14 protein-coding genes and 1 pseudogene are annotated in these 15,354 nt (G+C 66.8%); 8 read left to right on the forward strand and 7 right to left on the reverse strand.

Going from position 1 to position 15,354, the window contains the following annotated elements; all coding sequences use genetic code 11:
• The first annotated feature begins 25 nt into the window (after nt 1–25).
• Nucleotides 26–970: an alpha/beta hydrolase gene (locus NI1_RS28570; protein WP_067826691.1), complete on the forward strand. Its 945-nt coding sequence runs from the start codon at nt 26–28 to the stop codon at nt 968–970.
• 10 nt (nt 971–980) lie between these two features.
• On the opposite strand, the gene NI1_RS28575 is transcribed toward NI1_RS28570, so the two are convergent.
• On the reverse strand, nt 981–1,199 hold the full coding sequence (locus tag NI1_RS28575; protein ID WP_067826694.1) for a hypothetical protein: 219 nt from the start codon (nt 1,197–1,199) through the stop codon (nt 981–983).
• A 336-nt stretch (nt 1,200–1,535) separates the two neighbouring features.
• Here NI1_RS28575 and NI1_RS28580 point away from each other — a divergent pair, with 336 nt between their 5' ends.
• The gene (locus NI1_RS28580) at nt 1,536–2,708 is read left to right on the forward strand and encodes a lipase family protein (RefSeq protein ID WP_245663482.1); all 1,173 of its coding nucleotides are present in this window, start codon (nt 1,536–1,538) and stop codon (nt 2,706–2,708) included.
• On the opposite strand, the gene NI1_RS28585 is transcribed toward NI1_RS28580, so the two are convergent.
• The 3 genes from NI1_RS28585 to NI1_RS28595 all read right to left on the reverse strand — a co-directional run bounded on the left by NI1_RS28585 (nt 2,693) and on the right by NI1_RS28595 (nt 5,724).
• Entirely contained in the window at nt 2,693–3,961 is a 1,269-nt protein-coding gene (locus tag NI1_RS28585; RefSeq protein WP_067826697.1) for a PucR family transcriptional regulator, read from the reverse strand. The genes NI1_RS28580 and NI1_RS28585 overlap by 16 nt on opposite strands.
• A 236-nt stretch (nt 3,962–4,197) precedes the next feature.
• Nucleotides 4,198–4,974, reverse strand: a complete 777-nt coding sequence (locus NI1_RS28590) for an alpha/beta fold hydrolase (RefSeq protein ID WP_067826704.1) — start codon at nt 4,972–4,974, stop codon at nt 4,198–4,200.
• Between the two features lie 96 nt (nt 4,975–5,070).
• The gene (locus NI1_RS28595) at nt 5,071–5,724 is read right to left on the reverse strand and encodes a histidine phosphatase family protein (protein WP_067826707.1); all 654 of its coding nucleotides are present in this window, start codon (nt 5,722–5,724) and stop codon (nt 5,071–5,073) included.
• Nucleotides 5,725–5,816: 92 nt separating this feature from the next.
• Here NI1_RS28595 and NI1_RS28600 point away from each other — a divergent pair.
• Both NI1_RS28600 and NI1_RS28605 read left to right on the forward strand, forming a co-directional pair.
• A pseudogene (locus NI1_RS28600) lies at nt 5,817–5,960 on the forward strand (MMPL family transporter); the annotation flags it as partial.
• Between the two features lie 105 nt (nt 5,961–6,065).
• On the forward strand, nt 6,066–6,734 hold the full coding sequence (locus tag NI1_RS28605) for a hypothetical protein (RefSeq protein WP_067826712.1): 669 nt from the start codon (nt 6,066–6,068) through the stop codon (nt 6,732–6,734).
• 78 nt (nt 6,735–6,812) lie between these two features.
• Here NI1_RS28605 and NI1_RS28610 read toward each other — a convergent pair whose 3' ends face one another.
• Nucleotides 6,813–8,120: a sensor histidine kinase gene (locus NI1_RS28610; RefSeq protein WP_157535386.1), complete on the reverse strand. Its 1,308-nt coding sequence runs from the start codon at nt 8,118–8,120 to the stop codon at nt 6,813–6,815.
• A 55-nt stretch (nt 8,121–8,175) separates the two neighbouring features.
• On the reverse strand, nt 8,176–8,835 hold the full coding sequence (locus NI1_RS28615) for a response regulator transcription factor (RefSeq protein WP_067826718.1): 660 nt from the start codon (nt 8,833–8,835) through the stop codon (nt 8,176–8,178).
• A 400-nt stretch (nt 8,836–9,235) separates the two neighbouring features.
• Here NI1_RS28615 and mgtE point away from each other — a divergent pair, with 400 nt between their 5' ends.
• From mgtE to NI1_RS28630, 3 genes are all read left to right on the forward strand, one after another.
• Nucleotides 9,236–10,699, forward strand: coding sequence for a magnesium transporter (mgtE, locus tag NI1_RS28620; RefSeq protein ID WP_084523861.1), 1,464 nt, complete (start codon nt 9,236–9,238; stop codon nt 10,697–10,699).
• 253 nt (nt 10,700–10,952) lie between these two features.
• Nucleotides 10,953–11,924: a class 1b ribonucleoside-diphosphate reductase subunit beta gene (gene nrdF / locus NI1_RS28625; RefSeq protein ID WP_067827700.1), complete on the forward strand. Its 972-nt coding sequence runs from the start codon at nt 10,953–10,955 to the stop codon at nt 11,922–11,924.
• 132 nt (nt 11,925–12,056) lie between these two features.
• Nucleotides 12,057–12,275 carry a hypothetical protein gene (locus NI1_RS28630; RefSeq protein WP_067826722.1) on the forward strand — a complete coding sequence of 73 codons (219 nt, stop codon included), beginning with the start codon at nt 12,057–12,059 and terminating at the stop codon, nt 12,273–12,275.
• Nucleotides 12,276–12,278: 3 nt separating this feature from the next.
• Here NI1_RS28630 and NI1_RS28635 read toward each other — a convergent pair whose 3' ends face one another.
• Complete coding sequence (locus NI1_RS28635; protein WP_067826725.1) at nt 12,279–13,412, reverse strand: iron-siderophore ABC transporter substrate-binding protein; 1,134 nt, start codon at nt 13,410–13,412, stop codon at nt 12,279–12,281.
• Between the two features lie 178 nt (nt 13,413–13,590).
• Here NI1_RS28635 and ctaD point away from each other — a divergent pair, with 178 nt between their 5' ends.
• A complete protein-coding gene (gene ctaD / locus NI1_RS28640) occupies nt 13,591–15,327 on the forward strand; it encodes an aa3-type cytochrome oxidase subunit I (protein ID WP_084523863.1) in 1,737 nt (578 codons plus the stop codon).
• Nucleotides 15,328–15,354: the final 27 nt, after the last annotated feature.

Consider the following 15,354-nt stretch of genomic DNA (forward strand, 5'->3'; position numbering starts at 1 on the left):
AGGCTGATCGTCGTAAGGAGTTGCCATGGCCGAGCGGTGGATTGTGGCTGTGGTGGTGGGAATGCTGGTGGGGTTGGGGTTCGCGCCGGCGCGGGCGGAGTCGGTGGGGTGGGAGCGGATGTATGTGAGGTCGGAGTCGATGGGCCGCGCGGTGGGGGTCGATGTGTTGCGCGGGCACGGCGGAGCGCCTCGGCCCACCTTGTATTTGCTGGACGGCGTTGATGCCGAAGGGGTTTCGGATTGGCTGACCAAGGGCGGGGCCGCGGACTTCTTCGCGGACAAGCCGGTCGATGTGGTGTTGCCGTCGGGCGGGACCGGGAGCATGTACAGCGATTGGGAGCGGCCGGACGCGGCGCTGGGCTGGAATCGGTGGGAGACGTTCTTGACCGACGAGCTGCCCCGGGTCATCGAAGGGAAGTTGGGTGGGAGCGGGCAGCGGGCCATCGCGGGGGTGTCGATGGGGGCGCAGGGCGCGATGATGCTGGTGCACCGGCATCCCGGGTTCTACCGGGCGGTCGCCGGTATCAGCGGGTGCTATTCGACGGTGGACGGTACCGGGAGTGCGGTCACCACCATCACGGTGGCCTCGCGCGGCGGGAATGTGGTGAACCTCTGGGGCCCGCCGGGGACCACGGAATGGGCGGCGCACGACAGTACTATCGCGGCGGAAGCCTTGCGGGGCACGGTGATTCACCTGTCGGCGGCGAACGGTCTACCGACGGTCGGGGATCTGCTGAATGTGGCGCGAGCGCCGGATGTGGCGGCGGCCTTGCAGCTCGCGGGTGGCGGGGCGGTGCTGGAGGCCGGGGCCCGGGCCTGCACCGAGCGCTTCGCGAAACGCTTGAGCGAGTTGCGGATTCCGGCGACCGTGCACTACGAACCGGCGGGGCTGCACACCTGGGTGGATTTCGGGGCACAGCTGGATGCGGCTTGGCAGACCATCGCCGGGGCGTTCGCACATGCAGGCTGATACGGAAGCCTCAGTGCCGCAACCCATATCGCGGCAACCTGCGCAGTCCGGGCCGTATCCGGCCGTCGACGGTCACCACCAATCCGGCCTGCACCGCCGCGACCGTGAAGGCCGAGGCTTCCGACCAGGTGGCCGCGTACTCCATCACCAGTTCGGCGTTGTCGTGCGGCCCGCCCGCGTAGACGGTGACCCGGTGGGTGAGAGCTTCACTGTCGATGATGCCGGTCATTGCGCACTCCTTCGCCGGGCTGATCTCACCTCGGACGCTAGGCGGAACCACTTGCGCGGGAATGCGTTCCCTGCCTGTGACTGGACAACTCACAAGCTATGCATCGAATTGATTGTTACCCGAGGGAACGGAAAATCCACGTATTCACAAGATCCCACTCGCGCGGTTGTGAACTGTCGCAAGGTTTTCCCCGCGTCTCGCCCCTGAGCAGGGCGGATTCCTACGCTGCCGGTGAGCACCTGCCACCTGGTGGACGCGGTGGCGGGGCGGCCGGAAGGGAAGCAGCCCATGAGGATTCGATCAAGACAGACGCGGCTGGCGGCATTGTTCGGTGCGATGCTGCTGGCCTGCGCTCCGGGGGTGGCCGCCGCGCAGCCCCTGGACCCCAGCCCGGACCCGGATTCTTTCTATGCCGCCCCGGCCGATATCGCCGACCACGCTCCGGGGGAGGTGCTGGCCGTGCGTGCCATGCCCGCGCTGGCGACCTTCCCCGATACCGACATCACCCTGGTCAAGTTCCGTTCCACCGGCTCCACCGGCGACCCGATCGCCGCCACCACCACCGTCCTGTCGCCCCGTAACCGCCGCACCGACGCCCCGCTGCTCTCGTTGCAGCACATCATCAACGGCCTGGGCGCGCAGTGCGCCGTCTCGCACATCCTCTACACCGGCGACCCCAACCTGATGGTGCGCGAATCCCCGGCCTGGAATCTGCTGTTGCAGCACGGCTGGAGTGTCGCGCTGCCGGACCATCTCGGCCCGCGATTCGCTTACGGCGCGGCCAAACTCGGCGGTCAGATCACCCTGGACGGCATTCGCGCCGCCCAGCGCGTGCCCGAACTGAAGGTCGAGCACAGTCAGGTCGCCATGGTCGGCTACTCCGGCGGCGGCATGGCCACCGCCTGGGCCGCCGCGCTCGCCCCCGCCTATGCCCCGGAGTTGAAGCTGGCGGGCGCGGCCATGGGCGGGGTGCCGATGAACCTGGTGACCATGCTCGAAACCCTGGGCTACAGCCGGCATCCGGTGTTCGGCCTGGCGCTGGCGGCCGGGCTGGGCCTGGAGCGCGAGTACCGGGACCGCTTCCCGCTCAGCGATCAGCTCAACGACCGCGGCCTGACCATGCGCGCCAAACTGGCCAACAGCTGCACCAACGATATTCTCACCGCGGCGGCCGGGCAGGGCGTGATGGATGTCGCCAAGACGACGGTGATGACCGGTGACCCGGTGGCTCGCGCGGTGGTGGAGGAGAACAGCCTCGAGCTGTACCCGGGGATCCCGAATACCCCTGTCTTCGAATGGCATTCGCCGATCGACGGCCTGATCCCGGTGGATGCCGTGGTGCACACCATGAACCGTTACTGCACGGCCGGCGCCGCGGTGTGGTCGGAGCAGATCCCCGTCCCCGACCATCTGACGGCCGCGGTGCTCGGCCTGCCCTCGGCCCTGACCTGGCTCGATGCCCGGCTACGCGGCGAGCCGGCACCGAGCAATTGTCAACCGGCCCGATAGGTGCGCGCCACCAATGCCGAACGCAGGTACCACAATCCGGACGCCTGCGCCGGATCGAACCCGGTCAGCTGCCCGATGCGTTTGAGCCGGTAGTCCACGGTATTGGTGTGCACGTGCAGCAGGCGGGCGGTGCGCTGACGATTGAGGTTGTTGCTGATGTGGGTCTGCAAGGTCTCCAGCAGTTCCGGATGCTCGTCCAGTGGATCCAGCACCGACCCGAGATGGTCGCGCCCCGGACCCGGCCGGGTCAGCTGATACTCCAGCGCCAGTTCGTCGAAGCGGAACAGCCCGCGCACCAGGCGCAGTCGATGCACGATGTCCAGGAGCTCGTGCGCTTGGTCGGCGGCATCCGGAATCTGTTGCGGCGTAGCCGAAATCAATGTCGCCGCAATGGGCACCCGCGCCGCCTGCGACAGCGCCTCGATCAATTCGTCGAGCTGCTCCTCCGGAATCTCCTGCGCGGGAACAAGAATCGTGCCGCCGTCCACGCTCAGCAGCGACAGCGCCTTGTCGGTGTACCGGGTGGCCAGCTCGGCCTGCACCCGCCGCAGCTTGCGCCGTGCCACCACTGCCCCGTCCACGTTGGGGGAGTGCTCCTCCGGATGCTCCGGAATCGACACCGCCAGAACGTGATACGACTCGGCGATCTCGATCCCGCATTCGCGCGCCATGGTGGAGGTGCTGTGCCCGCCGAGCAGCGCCGAGGTGAGGGTGTGCACGGCGGTGTGGTGTTCGGCCACCACCGCCCGCATTTCCCGCACGTACGCCAGCGCCACCGCGGAGGTCATCCGATCCAGCAGCTCCACCACGAGTTTCGAGCCGTCCAGGATGTTCTCCATATCGGCGGCGGAGATCACCAGGGTGCCCTCGGGCGTGTCCGGCCGCCGATGCCGGGACAGCGCATTGGCGATCACCAGATTCGACCCGATCTTGAACCCTTCGTGGATGGCGTGATGAATGGTGTCGATGGGTATCCCCTCGCGCGCCCACTGCGCGGCCGCCTGCTCGAGCCGCTTGGTCTTCTCCGGGATATCGCGCCCGTCCAGCATGCTCACCGCCAGCTCCAGGCACATGCGGGTAATGGCGGTGACATCCCCGTGAATGGCGTCCCCCGGCAGCGTCCCGCACGGCGCGACGGTCTCCACGAAGTGCCCGACCATGTGCTGGGCGATCCCGCGCACATCCTTCAACGGGGACGACATGGGCGAGCCCGATACGGTGAGCCCCGCCCGCCCCGGCATATCGACGGACATCGGTGACTCCTTCCGCCCCGGGCAAACCGCCCCGGGGACTGAAGAACGCTAACCCATGCGCCCGGCGGTGGTGCCCGCTTCCTCCGCTGCTGTGACCCGGCGCAGCGGGACGCGGACCGGATTGTGAGCGATCACAGGACGGCGCGCGCGGGCCCGTGGCCTCGAATGCCCAGGAACCGGCCGCAGACCTGCCGATCGTGATTCCCCACAGTGCGGGCCCCCGAATTCAGTGCGGTTTACAGCTCTGCCAGGAATTCCGCGACGGCCTTCGCGAAACCCGCCGGGTCCGCGGCGTACACGAAATGATCGGTATTCAGCTCGACCATGCGGGTGTGTGGCCGCCGCGCCACCATCTGCGCCGCCTGCTCGGCCGGGATCACGCCGTCGGTCGCGCGGATCAGTAGCGCCGGGCAGGAGCTGCCCAGCCATTCGGCCCAGTGATCGCCGTGCACCCGATGCTCGGATTCGACGATATCGGCCGGATCGAACGGCAGCCCCCAGCTCCCGTCGGCCCGTTCGCGCACCAGCCCACCGAAATGCGCTGCGAACGGCCCCATTTCGGCGAGCAGCTGCTCCCGGCTGGGCCCCTGGTGCGGCAGGCTCAGGATGAACTCGAGCGGATTGCTCCCGTCCAGCCCGAGCGCGGCCGCGCCATCGGCGTCGACGAAGGCCCGCACCCGCTCCGGGAACCACGCCGCCAGCTGGTAGGCGTTGATCCCGCCGAGCGAATGCCCCACCACCACAACGCGTTCCAGCCCCAGGTGATCCAGCAGTGCGACGATATCCCCGACATAACCGCGCCGGCTGTACTCCGCGGCCCGGTCGGAGTGCCCGTGCCCGCGCTGGTCGAGCGCGATGAGCCGCCATTCGGGGGACAGGCTCGCGGCGAACTCGGTGAAGCTCGCCGCCTCCGACATATGCCCGTGCAGCGCCAGGATCGGCCGCCCGGTGCCGCCGAAGTCCAGGTAGGACAGGGTGCGGCCGTCGATGTCGAATGCGTTGCGAGTGGTCATTTCTGGTCCCTTTCGAGTGCGTGACACGACTCTAACCCGCACTTAGACATTTGTGCAAGACATTTGTCTAAATGCGGTTCGGGCCGGCGTCCGTGCTCAGGTCAGGTGGGTGACATCGCCGTAAGTGACGAGCTCCAACCCGGATTCCACACGCTCCCAACGGGATATCGAGGCATTGCCGATCTGGTTGCGCTCGATGTCGAGGATGGTGGCCTCGTCCAGGTCGCCGAGGATGTAGCGGGCCATCACGACCACCACGTCGTGGGTGAAGATCAGGACGTGGCCGTCGAGTTCGCGAAGCAGCGTGCGCAGGCGCAGAGCGACATCGGTGAACGATTCCCCGCCGGGCGGGCGATAGTAGAAGCGGCTCTTGCGTTCTCGTTCCCGGTGCTCGAGCGGGAAATGGCGGCGGATGCCCAGTTCGGTGTAGCCGAAGAGGACGCCGGTATCACGGTCACGCAGCCGTTCGTCCACTCGGATGCATTGGATGGGAAGCGATTTCAACGCCAGCTCGGCGGTGGTGCGGGCGCGGACGAACGGCGATGACAGCACCGTGTCGAAACGCCGGTCGCCCGCGCATAATTCAGTGCCTACGGCTCGTGCTTGCGCCCGGCCGAGTTCGGACAACGGGGTGTCCGCGTCTCGGCCGCTTTCGTCGAAGCGCTCCAGACCGGCCGCCTCATCGGCCGCCTTGCGCGCATTACCCGTACTCTCCCCGTGCCGAACCATAGTCAGCGATTCCAGCGCCATGCCATGACCCCAGCACAGAACGGCGGCGGTGTCAGCGGGCCGGCCTGGTGGCGCTGGGCGTCGGCTACACCATCCTCCTGGTGGCTGATCACCTCACTCGGTTGGGCATCGTGGTGGGCATCGGGATCCTGCTCGACACCTTCGTAGTCCGCACGGTCGCGATCCCGGCATTGTTCGCATTGCTCGGCGATCGAATGTGGTGGCCGGCCCGGCCGGTAAAATCACATTCCGCCTAATTCCGGCATTCGGCGCGTTCCGAATCTCGAATGCGCGCAATTCTGCGCCTCGCAACTGTGCGACCGGGTAACGTCGCGCAGAGTCGCTCGACAGTGAGGAGAATCGTGACCGAGACCGAGAAAGTGTCGTTGTCCTTCCCTCCGGCCGAGCCGCCGGCCTTCCCGGCCGCACAGTCCGAGGGCAAGGGTATTTCGCGGCGGCGACTCGCGGCGATCGCGGGCCTCCCGCTGCTCGGCGCGGGCGCCGGCACCGTCTATGTCATGCGTGACGGCGGCGGTGAGCAGACCGCCGCGGTACCGGGCACCACCGCGGCGAGCAAGACCGGCACCGGCGGTCTGCCGACCCGGAGCGAACCTGCGCCGGGGCTGGCTCCCGAGATCTCCCGCATCGGCAGCCGCCATATAGCGGCGCTGCACGCTATTCATAATTTCTTGAATCATATTTCCAGCTATGATCCGAATTCGCTCGACGCATATTTCGCCGGTGCCATAGATGCGACGACCGGAACCTATCGTCAGCAATTGATCGACACGCAGAACGCCACCCGGCAGTATTTTCTCGCCACCAACAGCCGGAGCGAGGTGCTCGAATTCAATTGCGGATTGCGGGCGATTACCGGAAACACCGCGCTGGGCATCGGCTACGTCAAACAGTCCACCGCCGGTGACCACATCGCCGGTGCGGAGGTGTCGCTGACCGCCGCGGCGGTAACGGCCGAGGAGCAGCCCGACGGGCGCTGGCTGATCAGCGAGATGAAACGCATTTCAACCTGATAATGCCACGATATAAATATGCGCATCATGGCATGAAAACCGGGTGTGGCCGGTGCGGCCCACCGGGGCGCCCTCCGATTACAAGCGCGCCCCGGCGAGTGTGCCCGCGGTGATATCGGCGGGCGGGAGCCACAGGGTGGCAATGGTGCCGCCGCCGACGGCCGGTTCGATGGAGGCATTGCCGCCGTGCGTCTGCGCCACCCACGCCACCAGCGCCAAGCCGATGCCATTGCGCCCGGTCCGCCCGGCCGCACCGCGATCGAAGGGATTGGCCGACATCACCGGATCGACGCCGGGGCCGTGGTCGCGCACGCTCACCCGGCCCTCGGCCACATGCACCTCCACCGGCGCGGCGCGGTTCACGGCGCCGTGGGTCAACCCGTTCTCCAGCATGTTCTTGATGGCCAGGGTGAGCAGCTCCGGATCACCCACCACCACGGTCGGATGCGCGGCCACGGTGATGCGCGGATCCCCGGCCTCCTCGGCGACCGCCTCGGCCAGCTGATCCAGCCGCAGCATGGTGCGTTCGGGGGCGGCGATCCCGGCCTGCATACGGGCCCGCGCCAGCAGCCCGGTGACCAGCCGCGCCATCCGATCGGCGAGGCGCCGCGCTTCGGCGAGGGTCTGATCGACATCCTCGGGTTTCTTCGGCTTGGATTCGGTGAGCAGCTTCAAAGTGGTGAGCGGCGTACGCAATTCGTGCGCGGCGTCGCCGAGGAACTGCTCGTGCTGGTCGAGCATGTGCAGTGCGGCCCGCACGCTGCGCCCGGCCAGCAGATAGGCGGCCGCGGTGGCCAGCGCGATCAGCAGCGCGCCGCCGATCATCAACGCCCACACCAGTCTCCGATGATCGCCGGGATCGGTCATGGATTCGGCGGCGGCCAGGATGACCACCACATTGTCCCAATCGGTCCAGTAGATGGGTGTGGCCGCGACCCGCACCGACCGCCCGGTGATATCGGTGGTGGTGGTCAGCAGCGTGTCGTACATCTGCCCGTCCGAGTGGTCCTCGGTCCGGGTGGCGATGGTGGCGATATCGCTGTCGCTGGGCATGAGCGAGCGCTGATAGGTGTGCGCCTGCCGCCACTGCTCACCCGGTTTGCGCACCGCCACCACCACCGAGGTCGGGCCCTGCGCCAGCTTGTCGTCGATGACCGTGGTCAGGTCCAGGGTCTGGTTGTCGTCGTGCTGGATGGCGCGCGCCAGCCCGCCCGCCACCGATGCCACCAGCCGGTCCACATCGTCGGTGCGGGAACGCGAATCGATGGACGCCGCAACGAATCCCAGCACCAGCACCGCCGACGCGGTGATCAGTGCGACCAGTGCGGTCATCATCCAGCGCGCCCGGCGCAACCGTGCGACGGCGGGGGAGCGATGCGAACTCAAGCTGTTTCCTTTCGGTCCTGCGTGATCGGGCACGCCTGCACGCGGCGGGTGACACTCACGCCGGCACCACGAATCCGGTGCCGCGCACCGTCTCGATCACGCACGGCTCGCCGAGTTTGCGGCGCAGCTTGGCCACCACCGCGTCCACCACATTCGATGCGGGCTCGGCCATTTCGTCCCAGCAGCATTCGATGAGCTCGGTGCGGGTCACCACGCTGCCGCGCCGCGCCGCCATCAATTCCAGCACCGCGAACTCCTTGGGCGTGAGCGTCAGCATCACCCCGCCGCGCGTCACCCGCCGCCGCATCAGGTCGATGTCGATGTCGCCCAACGACATTCGTGACGCGGTCGGCTGCTGCTGCCGGCGGCACAGCGCTCGCACCCGCATCACCAGTTCGGGTAGCGCGAACGGCTTCGTCAGATAGTCGTCGGCGCCCTGCTCGAATCCGGCCAGCCGGTCGTGCAGGCCGTCGCGGCCGGTGAGGATGAGCGCCGGCACCGTATGCCCGGCCCGGCGTACCCGCGCCACCAGATCCAGTCCGTCCCCGTCCGGCAGCCCGCGGTCCACGACCAGGCAGTCGTAGCGATTGACCGCTATCTTGAAATCACCGTCGGCCATGTCCCGGGCCAGGTCGACCGCGAACCCCGCCGATCGCAACCCGTCGGTTACCTCACGGCCGAGCTGCGGATCGTCCTCTATCACCAAAACACGCACAGAGGCAGAGATTAGACGTCGCTGGACTAGCGCCCAACTGGTACGGACCGGTCGTGACCCGGAAATGATCGGAAAATGATAGAACCGGGAACTCGCCCGGAATAACCCCCGGTGCGCGCGTGGTTTCAGCGATAAGGGTATCCTGCACAAGGATGCTTTGCGTCGTTCGCCGAATCCCGCGAACGACTCCACCCGCGCTCGGCGGGTGACCATGACGGTGCGCGACGGCTTCGAGGAGGTGGGTTGCATGCGTAGCGAACCCCCCAGTCGAAGGCCGCGCGGCGCCCGCCTTTCTTCCTGCCGGTAGTTCCTTCGCGGCAGCGGGGTGGGTGCCTCGCGGTGTGACCTGGAGTTTCCATCCGTTCACCCCTGACTCGCCTATCCCGGCTGAGGTTCCGCCATGACGCAGACCGATCTGCCCGTCGTTTCGACGCTGCCCGCCGTCGCCACGCTGCCCGTTCGTCCGATGACCGAGGTGGCCCCGATGACCGACGATTTCGAAGCACTCGACAGTGCGCGCGATTCCCTTGTCTCCCAAGGCAAATCGCTGCGCGACATCGTCGACTGCCATCACCTGGCCGCCACCACCGAGTGGCTGGACAATCACGCGCCGCACGTCATCGCCGACGAGCTCGCCCGCATGGATGCCGTCAGCGCGGGCATGGCCTTCCGCCTGCTCGACAAGGACCGCGCCCTCGACGTGTTCGAGGAGCTGGAGCCGATCGATCAGCAGCAGATCCTGACCGGGCTGCGCGATCAGAGCTTCCGCGACCTGGTCGAGGAGATGGATCCCGACGATCGCGCCCGCATGCTGCGCGAGGCCCCGGCCAAGGTGGCCAAGAAGGTGCTCGCCGGGCTCAGCGCCGAGGAGCGCCGCATGACGGCGATCCTGCTGGGCTACCCGGAGGGGTCGGTCGGTTTCTATATGACGCCGGAAGTGATTGCGCTGCCGCGTAATCTGCCGATCGCGCAGGCCTTGCAGATGGTCCGCACCGAGGGCGGCAAGGCCGAAACCGTCTACACCCTGCCGGTGGTGGACGCCGGTCGGCGGCTCATCGGCGTGGTGGAGCTGCGCGACCTGGTGCTCAGTTCCCCCGACGCGATGATCGCCGATCTCGTCGAGGCCGAGCCGATGCGCGCCCGCGCCACCGACTCCGCGGAGAAGGCGGCCCGGCTCATGCAGGGCGCGAACCTGATCAACCTGCCGGTGGTGGACAGTGAGGACCGGCTGGTCGGGCTGCTCACCATCGACGACGCCATCGAGGTCATCGAGGCGGCCGACTCCGAGGATGTGGCGCGGCAGGCCGGCACCACCCCGTGGGCCGGTCACTACATGGCCGCGGGCGTCTTCCAGCTGGCCCGCTACCGGGCGCTGTGGCTGATGCTGCTGCTGGTCGCGGCCACCCTCACCGTCACCGTCACCGATTACTTCGAGCCGACCCTGGAGCAGGCCGCGCATCTGGCCCTGTTCATTCCGCTGCTGATCGGCGCGGGCGGTAACGCGGGGGCGCAGGCGGCGACCTCCTGCGTGCGCGCGCTGGCCGTCGGCGAGGTGCGGGTCTCGGACCTGTTCAAGGTGATCTGGCGGGAATGCCGGGTGGGTTTGCTGCTCGGGGCGATGCTGGCGGTGGCCGGCCTGGTCATCGGGGCGATCTTCGTGGAGGCCAAAATCGCGGTGGTGGTGGCGATTACGCTCGTCGTCATCTGCGGCTGGGCGGCCACCATCGGCGGCACCATGCCGCTGCTGGCCAAGAAGCTGCGCATCGATCCGGCGGTGATCTCCGCGCCCATGGTGACCACGCTGGTGGATGCCACCGGCCTGATCATCTACTTCATGACGGCGAAGGTGGTGCTGGGCATCTGACCAGCGTCCCATTGGCAAACATCGGCGGGGCAGCCCTAGGGCTGCCCCGCCGAGTTGTGACGGATTGCACGGCTGTAATTTTCCGGTCCGGGGCGTGCTGAGGCGCACGCCTTTCCGGGTTCGCGCCGGTCGGCGCGCCGGCAACGCGAAATAACAAGGTGTTGTGTTGCTCCTCGGCAGCCGACACCAATGGTAGTGTTCAGGGCACGACGGCATGGGGTGAGCGGAGAGGATGACTGTGGACCACACGACGATGCGGGTAACCAAGGTGATCGACCGAGTTTCGGCGATCAACTGGAACCGAGTGCAGGACGACAAGGATGCCGAGGTCTGGGATCGGCTCACCGGCAACTTCTGGTTGCCGGAGAAGGTTCCGGTGTCGAACGACATTCCGTCGTGGGCCACGCTGACCCCCAATGAAAAGCAGCTCACCATGCGGGTTTTCACCGGCCTGACGCTGCTGGACACCATTCAGGGCACGGTCGGCGCGGTCAGCCTCATCCCCGACGCGCTGACCCCGCACGAAGAGGCGGTGCTCACCAATATCGCCTTCATGGAGTCCGTCCACGCCAAGAGCTACAGCCAGATCTTCTCCACGCTGTGCTCCTCGCGCGAGATCGACGAAGCCTTCCGCTGGTCCGAGGAGAACCGGAACCTCCAGCGCAAGGCCGAGATCGTGCTCGAGTACTACAACGGCGAGGACCCGCTCAAGCGTAAGGTGGCCTCCACCCTGCTGGAGTCGTTCCTCTTCTACTCCGGCTTCTACCTGCCCATGCACTGGTCCTCGCGGGCCAAGCTGACCAATACCGCCGACATGATCCGCCTGATCATTCGCGACGAGGCCGTGCACGGGTACTACATCGGCTACAAGTACCAGAAGGGCCTGGAGCTGGTCTCCGAGGCCGAGCGCGAAGAGCTCAAGAGCTACACCTTCGAGCTGCTGTTCGAGCTGTACGAGAACGAGGTCGAGTACACCCAGGACCTCTACGACGAGGTCGGGCTGACCGAGGACGTCAAGAAGTTCCTGCGCTACAACGCCAACAAGGCGCTGATGAACCTCGGCTACGAGGGGCTGTTCCCCAAGGACGAGTGCGAGGTGAACCCGGCGATCCTGTCGGCCCTGTCGCCCAACGCCGACGAGAACCACGACTTCTTCTCCGGTTCGGGCTCCAGCTACGTCATCGGCAAGGCCGTCAACACCGAAGACGAGGACTGGGAGTTTTGAGCTACTCCCGCTGAACCATAACGGCCCCTGGCGTATTCGCGCCTGGGGCCGTTTCATTCACGAAATCCTTACGGACGCCGTGGTAATGCTGATCCTTCGGATGAAAAGTGCTGGGTACGAAGGAGTTCCATCGTGAAGATCAGATCGCTGCTCATCGGTGCCGCCCTCGTCACGGGCCTGCTCACCACCGGTTCCGCCGCCGCGCACGCCGACGAGATCTTCTACGGCAACTACCGCACCCGGGCGGCCTGCGAGGCCGACGGCAAGAACACCCCCGCGCACCCCGGGTGGACCGCCTACGACTGCCGCAAGGGCATCGACGACACCTGGAATCTGTACCTGCGCGACTGAGTCTCAGTCGCCCACATAGGCATTGAGCGATTTGCTCATATCGACCAGCAGGGCGCGGGCGGCGGTGATCCCCGACCCGTGCCAGATGCTGTCGTCCACCGCGAACATGCGGTGGTCGCCCACCACGCCGAGCTCTTTCCAATCGTCGCTCTTCAGCTCGGACTTGCCGAACTTCAGCCCCTCCGGGCCGTCGAACATGACGTAGAGGACATCGCCCTCGAGCTTGTTGCGGGTGGCCTGCGCGCTGAGATCCGAACCCACGTCGAAGGAGCCGGCCCGCTGCGCCGCCGGCCGCTGCACGCCCGCGTCGCCGAGCACCTGACCCGCGAAGCTGTTGCCGCCCTGCACCTGGATGTCCTGCGCGCCGAAACGCACCACCGAGGCCTGGGTCAGGCTCGAATTGGCGGCCGTACCGGCGTCTTTCGCGGCGGTGCGGTAGTCCTCGAGTGCCTTGGCGGCCGCGGTCCTGCGGCCCATGGCCTCTGCGTAGCGGGTGAACTGGGCCTGCCAGCCGCCGTCCGCGCCGACCAGCACGGTGGGCGCGATCGACTTCAGGGATTCGTAGGCCGCGCCCTCGGTCTCGCCGCCGAGGATCAGATCCGGTTTCAGCTCAGCGATTTTCGCCGGGTCCGCCGCGCCGACCAGACCGACACCCGGGATGGCGGCGACGCCGGTCCCCAGGTACGTCGGCTGCGGTGTCGGCTTGCCCGCGTCATCGGTGAGACCGGAAACCGTTGCCGCACCGACCACCCGCTCCCACAGCCCGACCCCGCAGACCGCGTCCAGGGCCGCGGTGGACAGCACCACGATGCGCTTCGGATCGGCGGGCACCTCGGCGGTTCCGGCCGATCCGGTGATGCTGCGGGTGGCGCCGGCGGCCGGATCGGCCGAACCGGGCAGCCCGCAAGCGGTTCGGGTATCGCGCTCGATCCCCACCACACCCGCCCCCGCGATATTCGTGGTGGTGCGCACAATCGAACTCAGCGCGTCATCACTGGGAGCTCCGCAACCTGTCAGCACACTCACCGCCAGCGCCGCCGCGGCCCCCGGCACCACTCCCCAGGTGCGCAAACGTCGCAAACGGGACTGGCTGGAAGCGAACTGGATTCGGGTGGAAGCGGACTCGCGCACCGGCATGGCTGGCAGCGTACCTGCGGGCACCCCGGCGCCCAATTACGACACAGAGTAGGACCTAGGCGCGTCGCCCGTCGGGACAACGTTTACGATGCCTGAAGCGCAAGCCACCGTCGTTCGTCACGTGCCGAACAGGACGCGGTAAGCAGCGTACGAACGATGGCATACCTGTGGAGGTTTCGTGACTGCCGTAGAACCGAGGCCAGTCCGCCAAGTGGAGGCGGCTCGGCCCTACCCGCAACGGACGGGTCCTAAGGGTTCTTTCATCTACAAGATGGTCACCACGACCGACCCGAAGGTGCTCGGCGTCATGTACCTCGTGACGGCCATGTCCTTCTTCCTCGTCGGTGGCCTGATGGCGCTGCTCATGCGCGCCGAGCTGGCTCGGCCGGGCATGCAGTTCCTCTCGCCCGAACAGTTCAACCAGCTGTTCACCATGCACGGCACCATCATGCTGCTGTTCTATGCGACCGCGATCGTGTTCGGCTTCGCCAACATCATCCTGCCGCTCCAGATCGGCGCGCCCGACGTGGCGTTCCCCCGTCTGAACGCGTTCAGCTACTGGCTGTACCTGTTCGGCGGCACCATGGCGACCGCCGGCTTCATCACCCCCGGTGGTGCGGCCGACTTCGGCTGGACCGCCTACACCCCGCTGACCGACATCGTGCACTCGCCCGGCGTCGGCGCGGACCTGTGGATCCTGGGTCTGGCCGTCTCCGGTCTGGGCACCATCCTCGGTGGCGTCAACATGCTCACCACCGTGGTCTGCCTGCGCTGCCCCGGTATGACCATGTTCCGGATGCCGATCTTCACCTGGAACATCGCCGTCACCTCGGTGCTGGTGCTGCTGGCCTTCCCGCTGCTCACCGCGGCGCTGATGGCGCTGGCCTACGACCGCCACCTGGGCGGTCACATCTACGACCCGGCTTCGGGCGGTGTGATGCTGTTCCAGCACCTGTTCTGGTTCTTCGGTCACCCCGAGGTGTACATCACCGCGCTGCCGTTCTTCGGCATCGTGTCGGAGATCTTCCCGGTCTTCTCGCGTAAGCCGATCTTCGGTTACACCACGCTGGTCTACGCGACGCTGGGTATCGCCGCGCTGTCCATCGCGGTGTGGGCGCACCACATGTACGCCACCGGTGCGGTGCTGCTGCCGTACTTCTCGTTCATGACCTTCCTGATCGCGGTTCCGACCGGTGTGAAGTTCTTCAACTGGATCGGCACCATGTGGCGGGGTCAGCTGACCTTCGAAACCCCGATGCTGTGGTCCATCGGCTTCCTGGTGACCTTCCTCTTCGGTGGTCTGTCGGGCGTCATCCTGGCCGCGCCGCCGATCGACTTCCACGTGTCGGACACCTACTTCGTGGTGGCGCACTTCCACTACGTGCTCTTCGGCACCATCGTGTTCGCGACCTTCGCGGGTATCTACTTCTGGTTCCCGAAGATGACCGGCCGCATGATGGACGAGCGCCTGGGCAAGTGGCACTTCTGGGCCACCTTCGTCGGCTTCCACACCACCTTCCTGGTCCAGCACTGGCTGGGTAACGAAGGCATGCCGCGTCGGTACGCCGACTACCTGCCCTCGGACGGCTTCACCACGCTGAACACCATCTCCACCATCGGTGCCTTCATCCTGGGTTCGTCGATGCTGCCGTTCATCTGGAACGTCTTCAAGTCCTACCGCTACGGCGAGGTCGTGACCGTGGACGATCCGTGGGGCTACGGCAACTCCCTGGAGTGGGCCACCTCCTGCCCGCCCCCGCGCCACAACTTCTACGAGTTGCCGCGCATCCGCTCCGAGCGCCCCGCGTTCGAGCTGCACTACCCGCACATGGTCGAGCGCATGCGCGCCGAAGCCCATGTCGGCTGGGGCTCCAAGTCCCACACCGTCAAGGAACTCGAGAAGCTCTCGAAGTAAGGCTTGACACAAGCGAATACAGACGCG

Source organism: Nocardia inohanensis NBRC 100128, from assembly GCF_001612945.1.
Taxonomy (GTDB): Bacteria; Actinomycetota; Actinomycetes; order Mycobacteriales; family Mycobacteriaceae; genus Nocardia; species Nocardia inohanensis.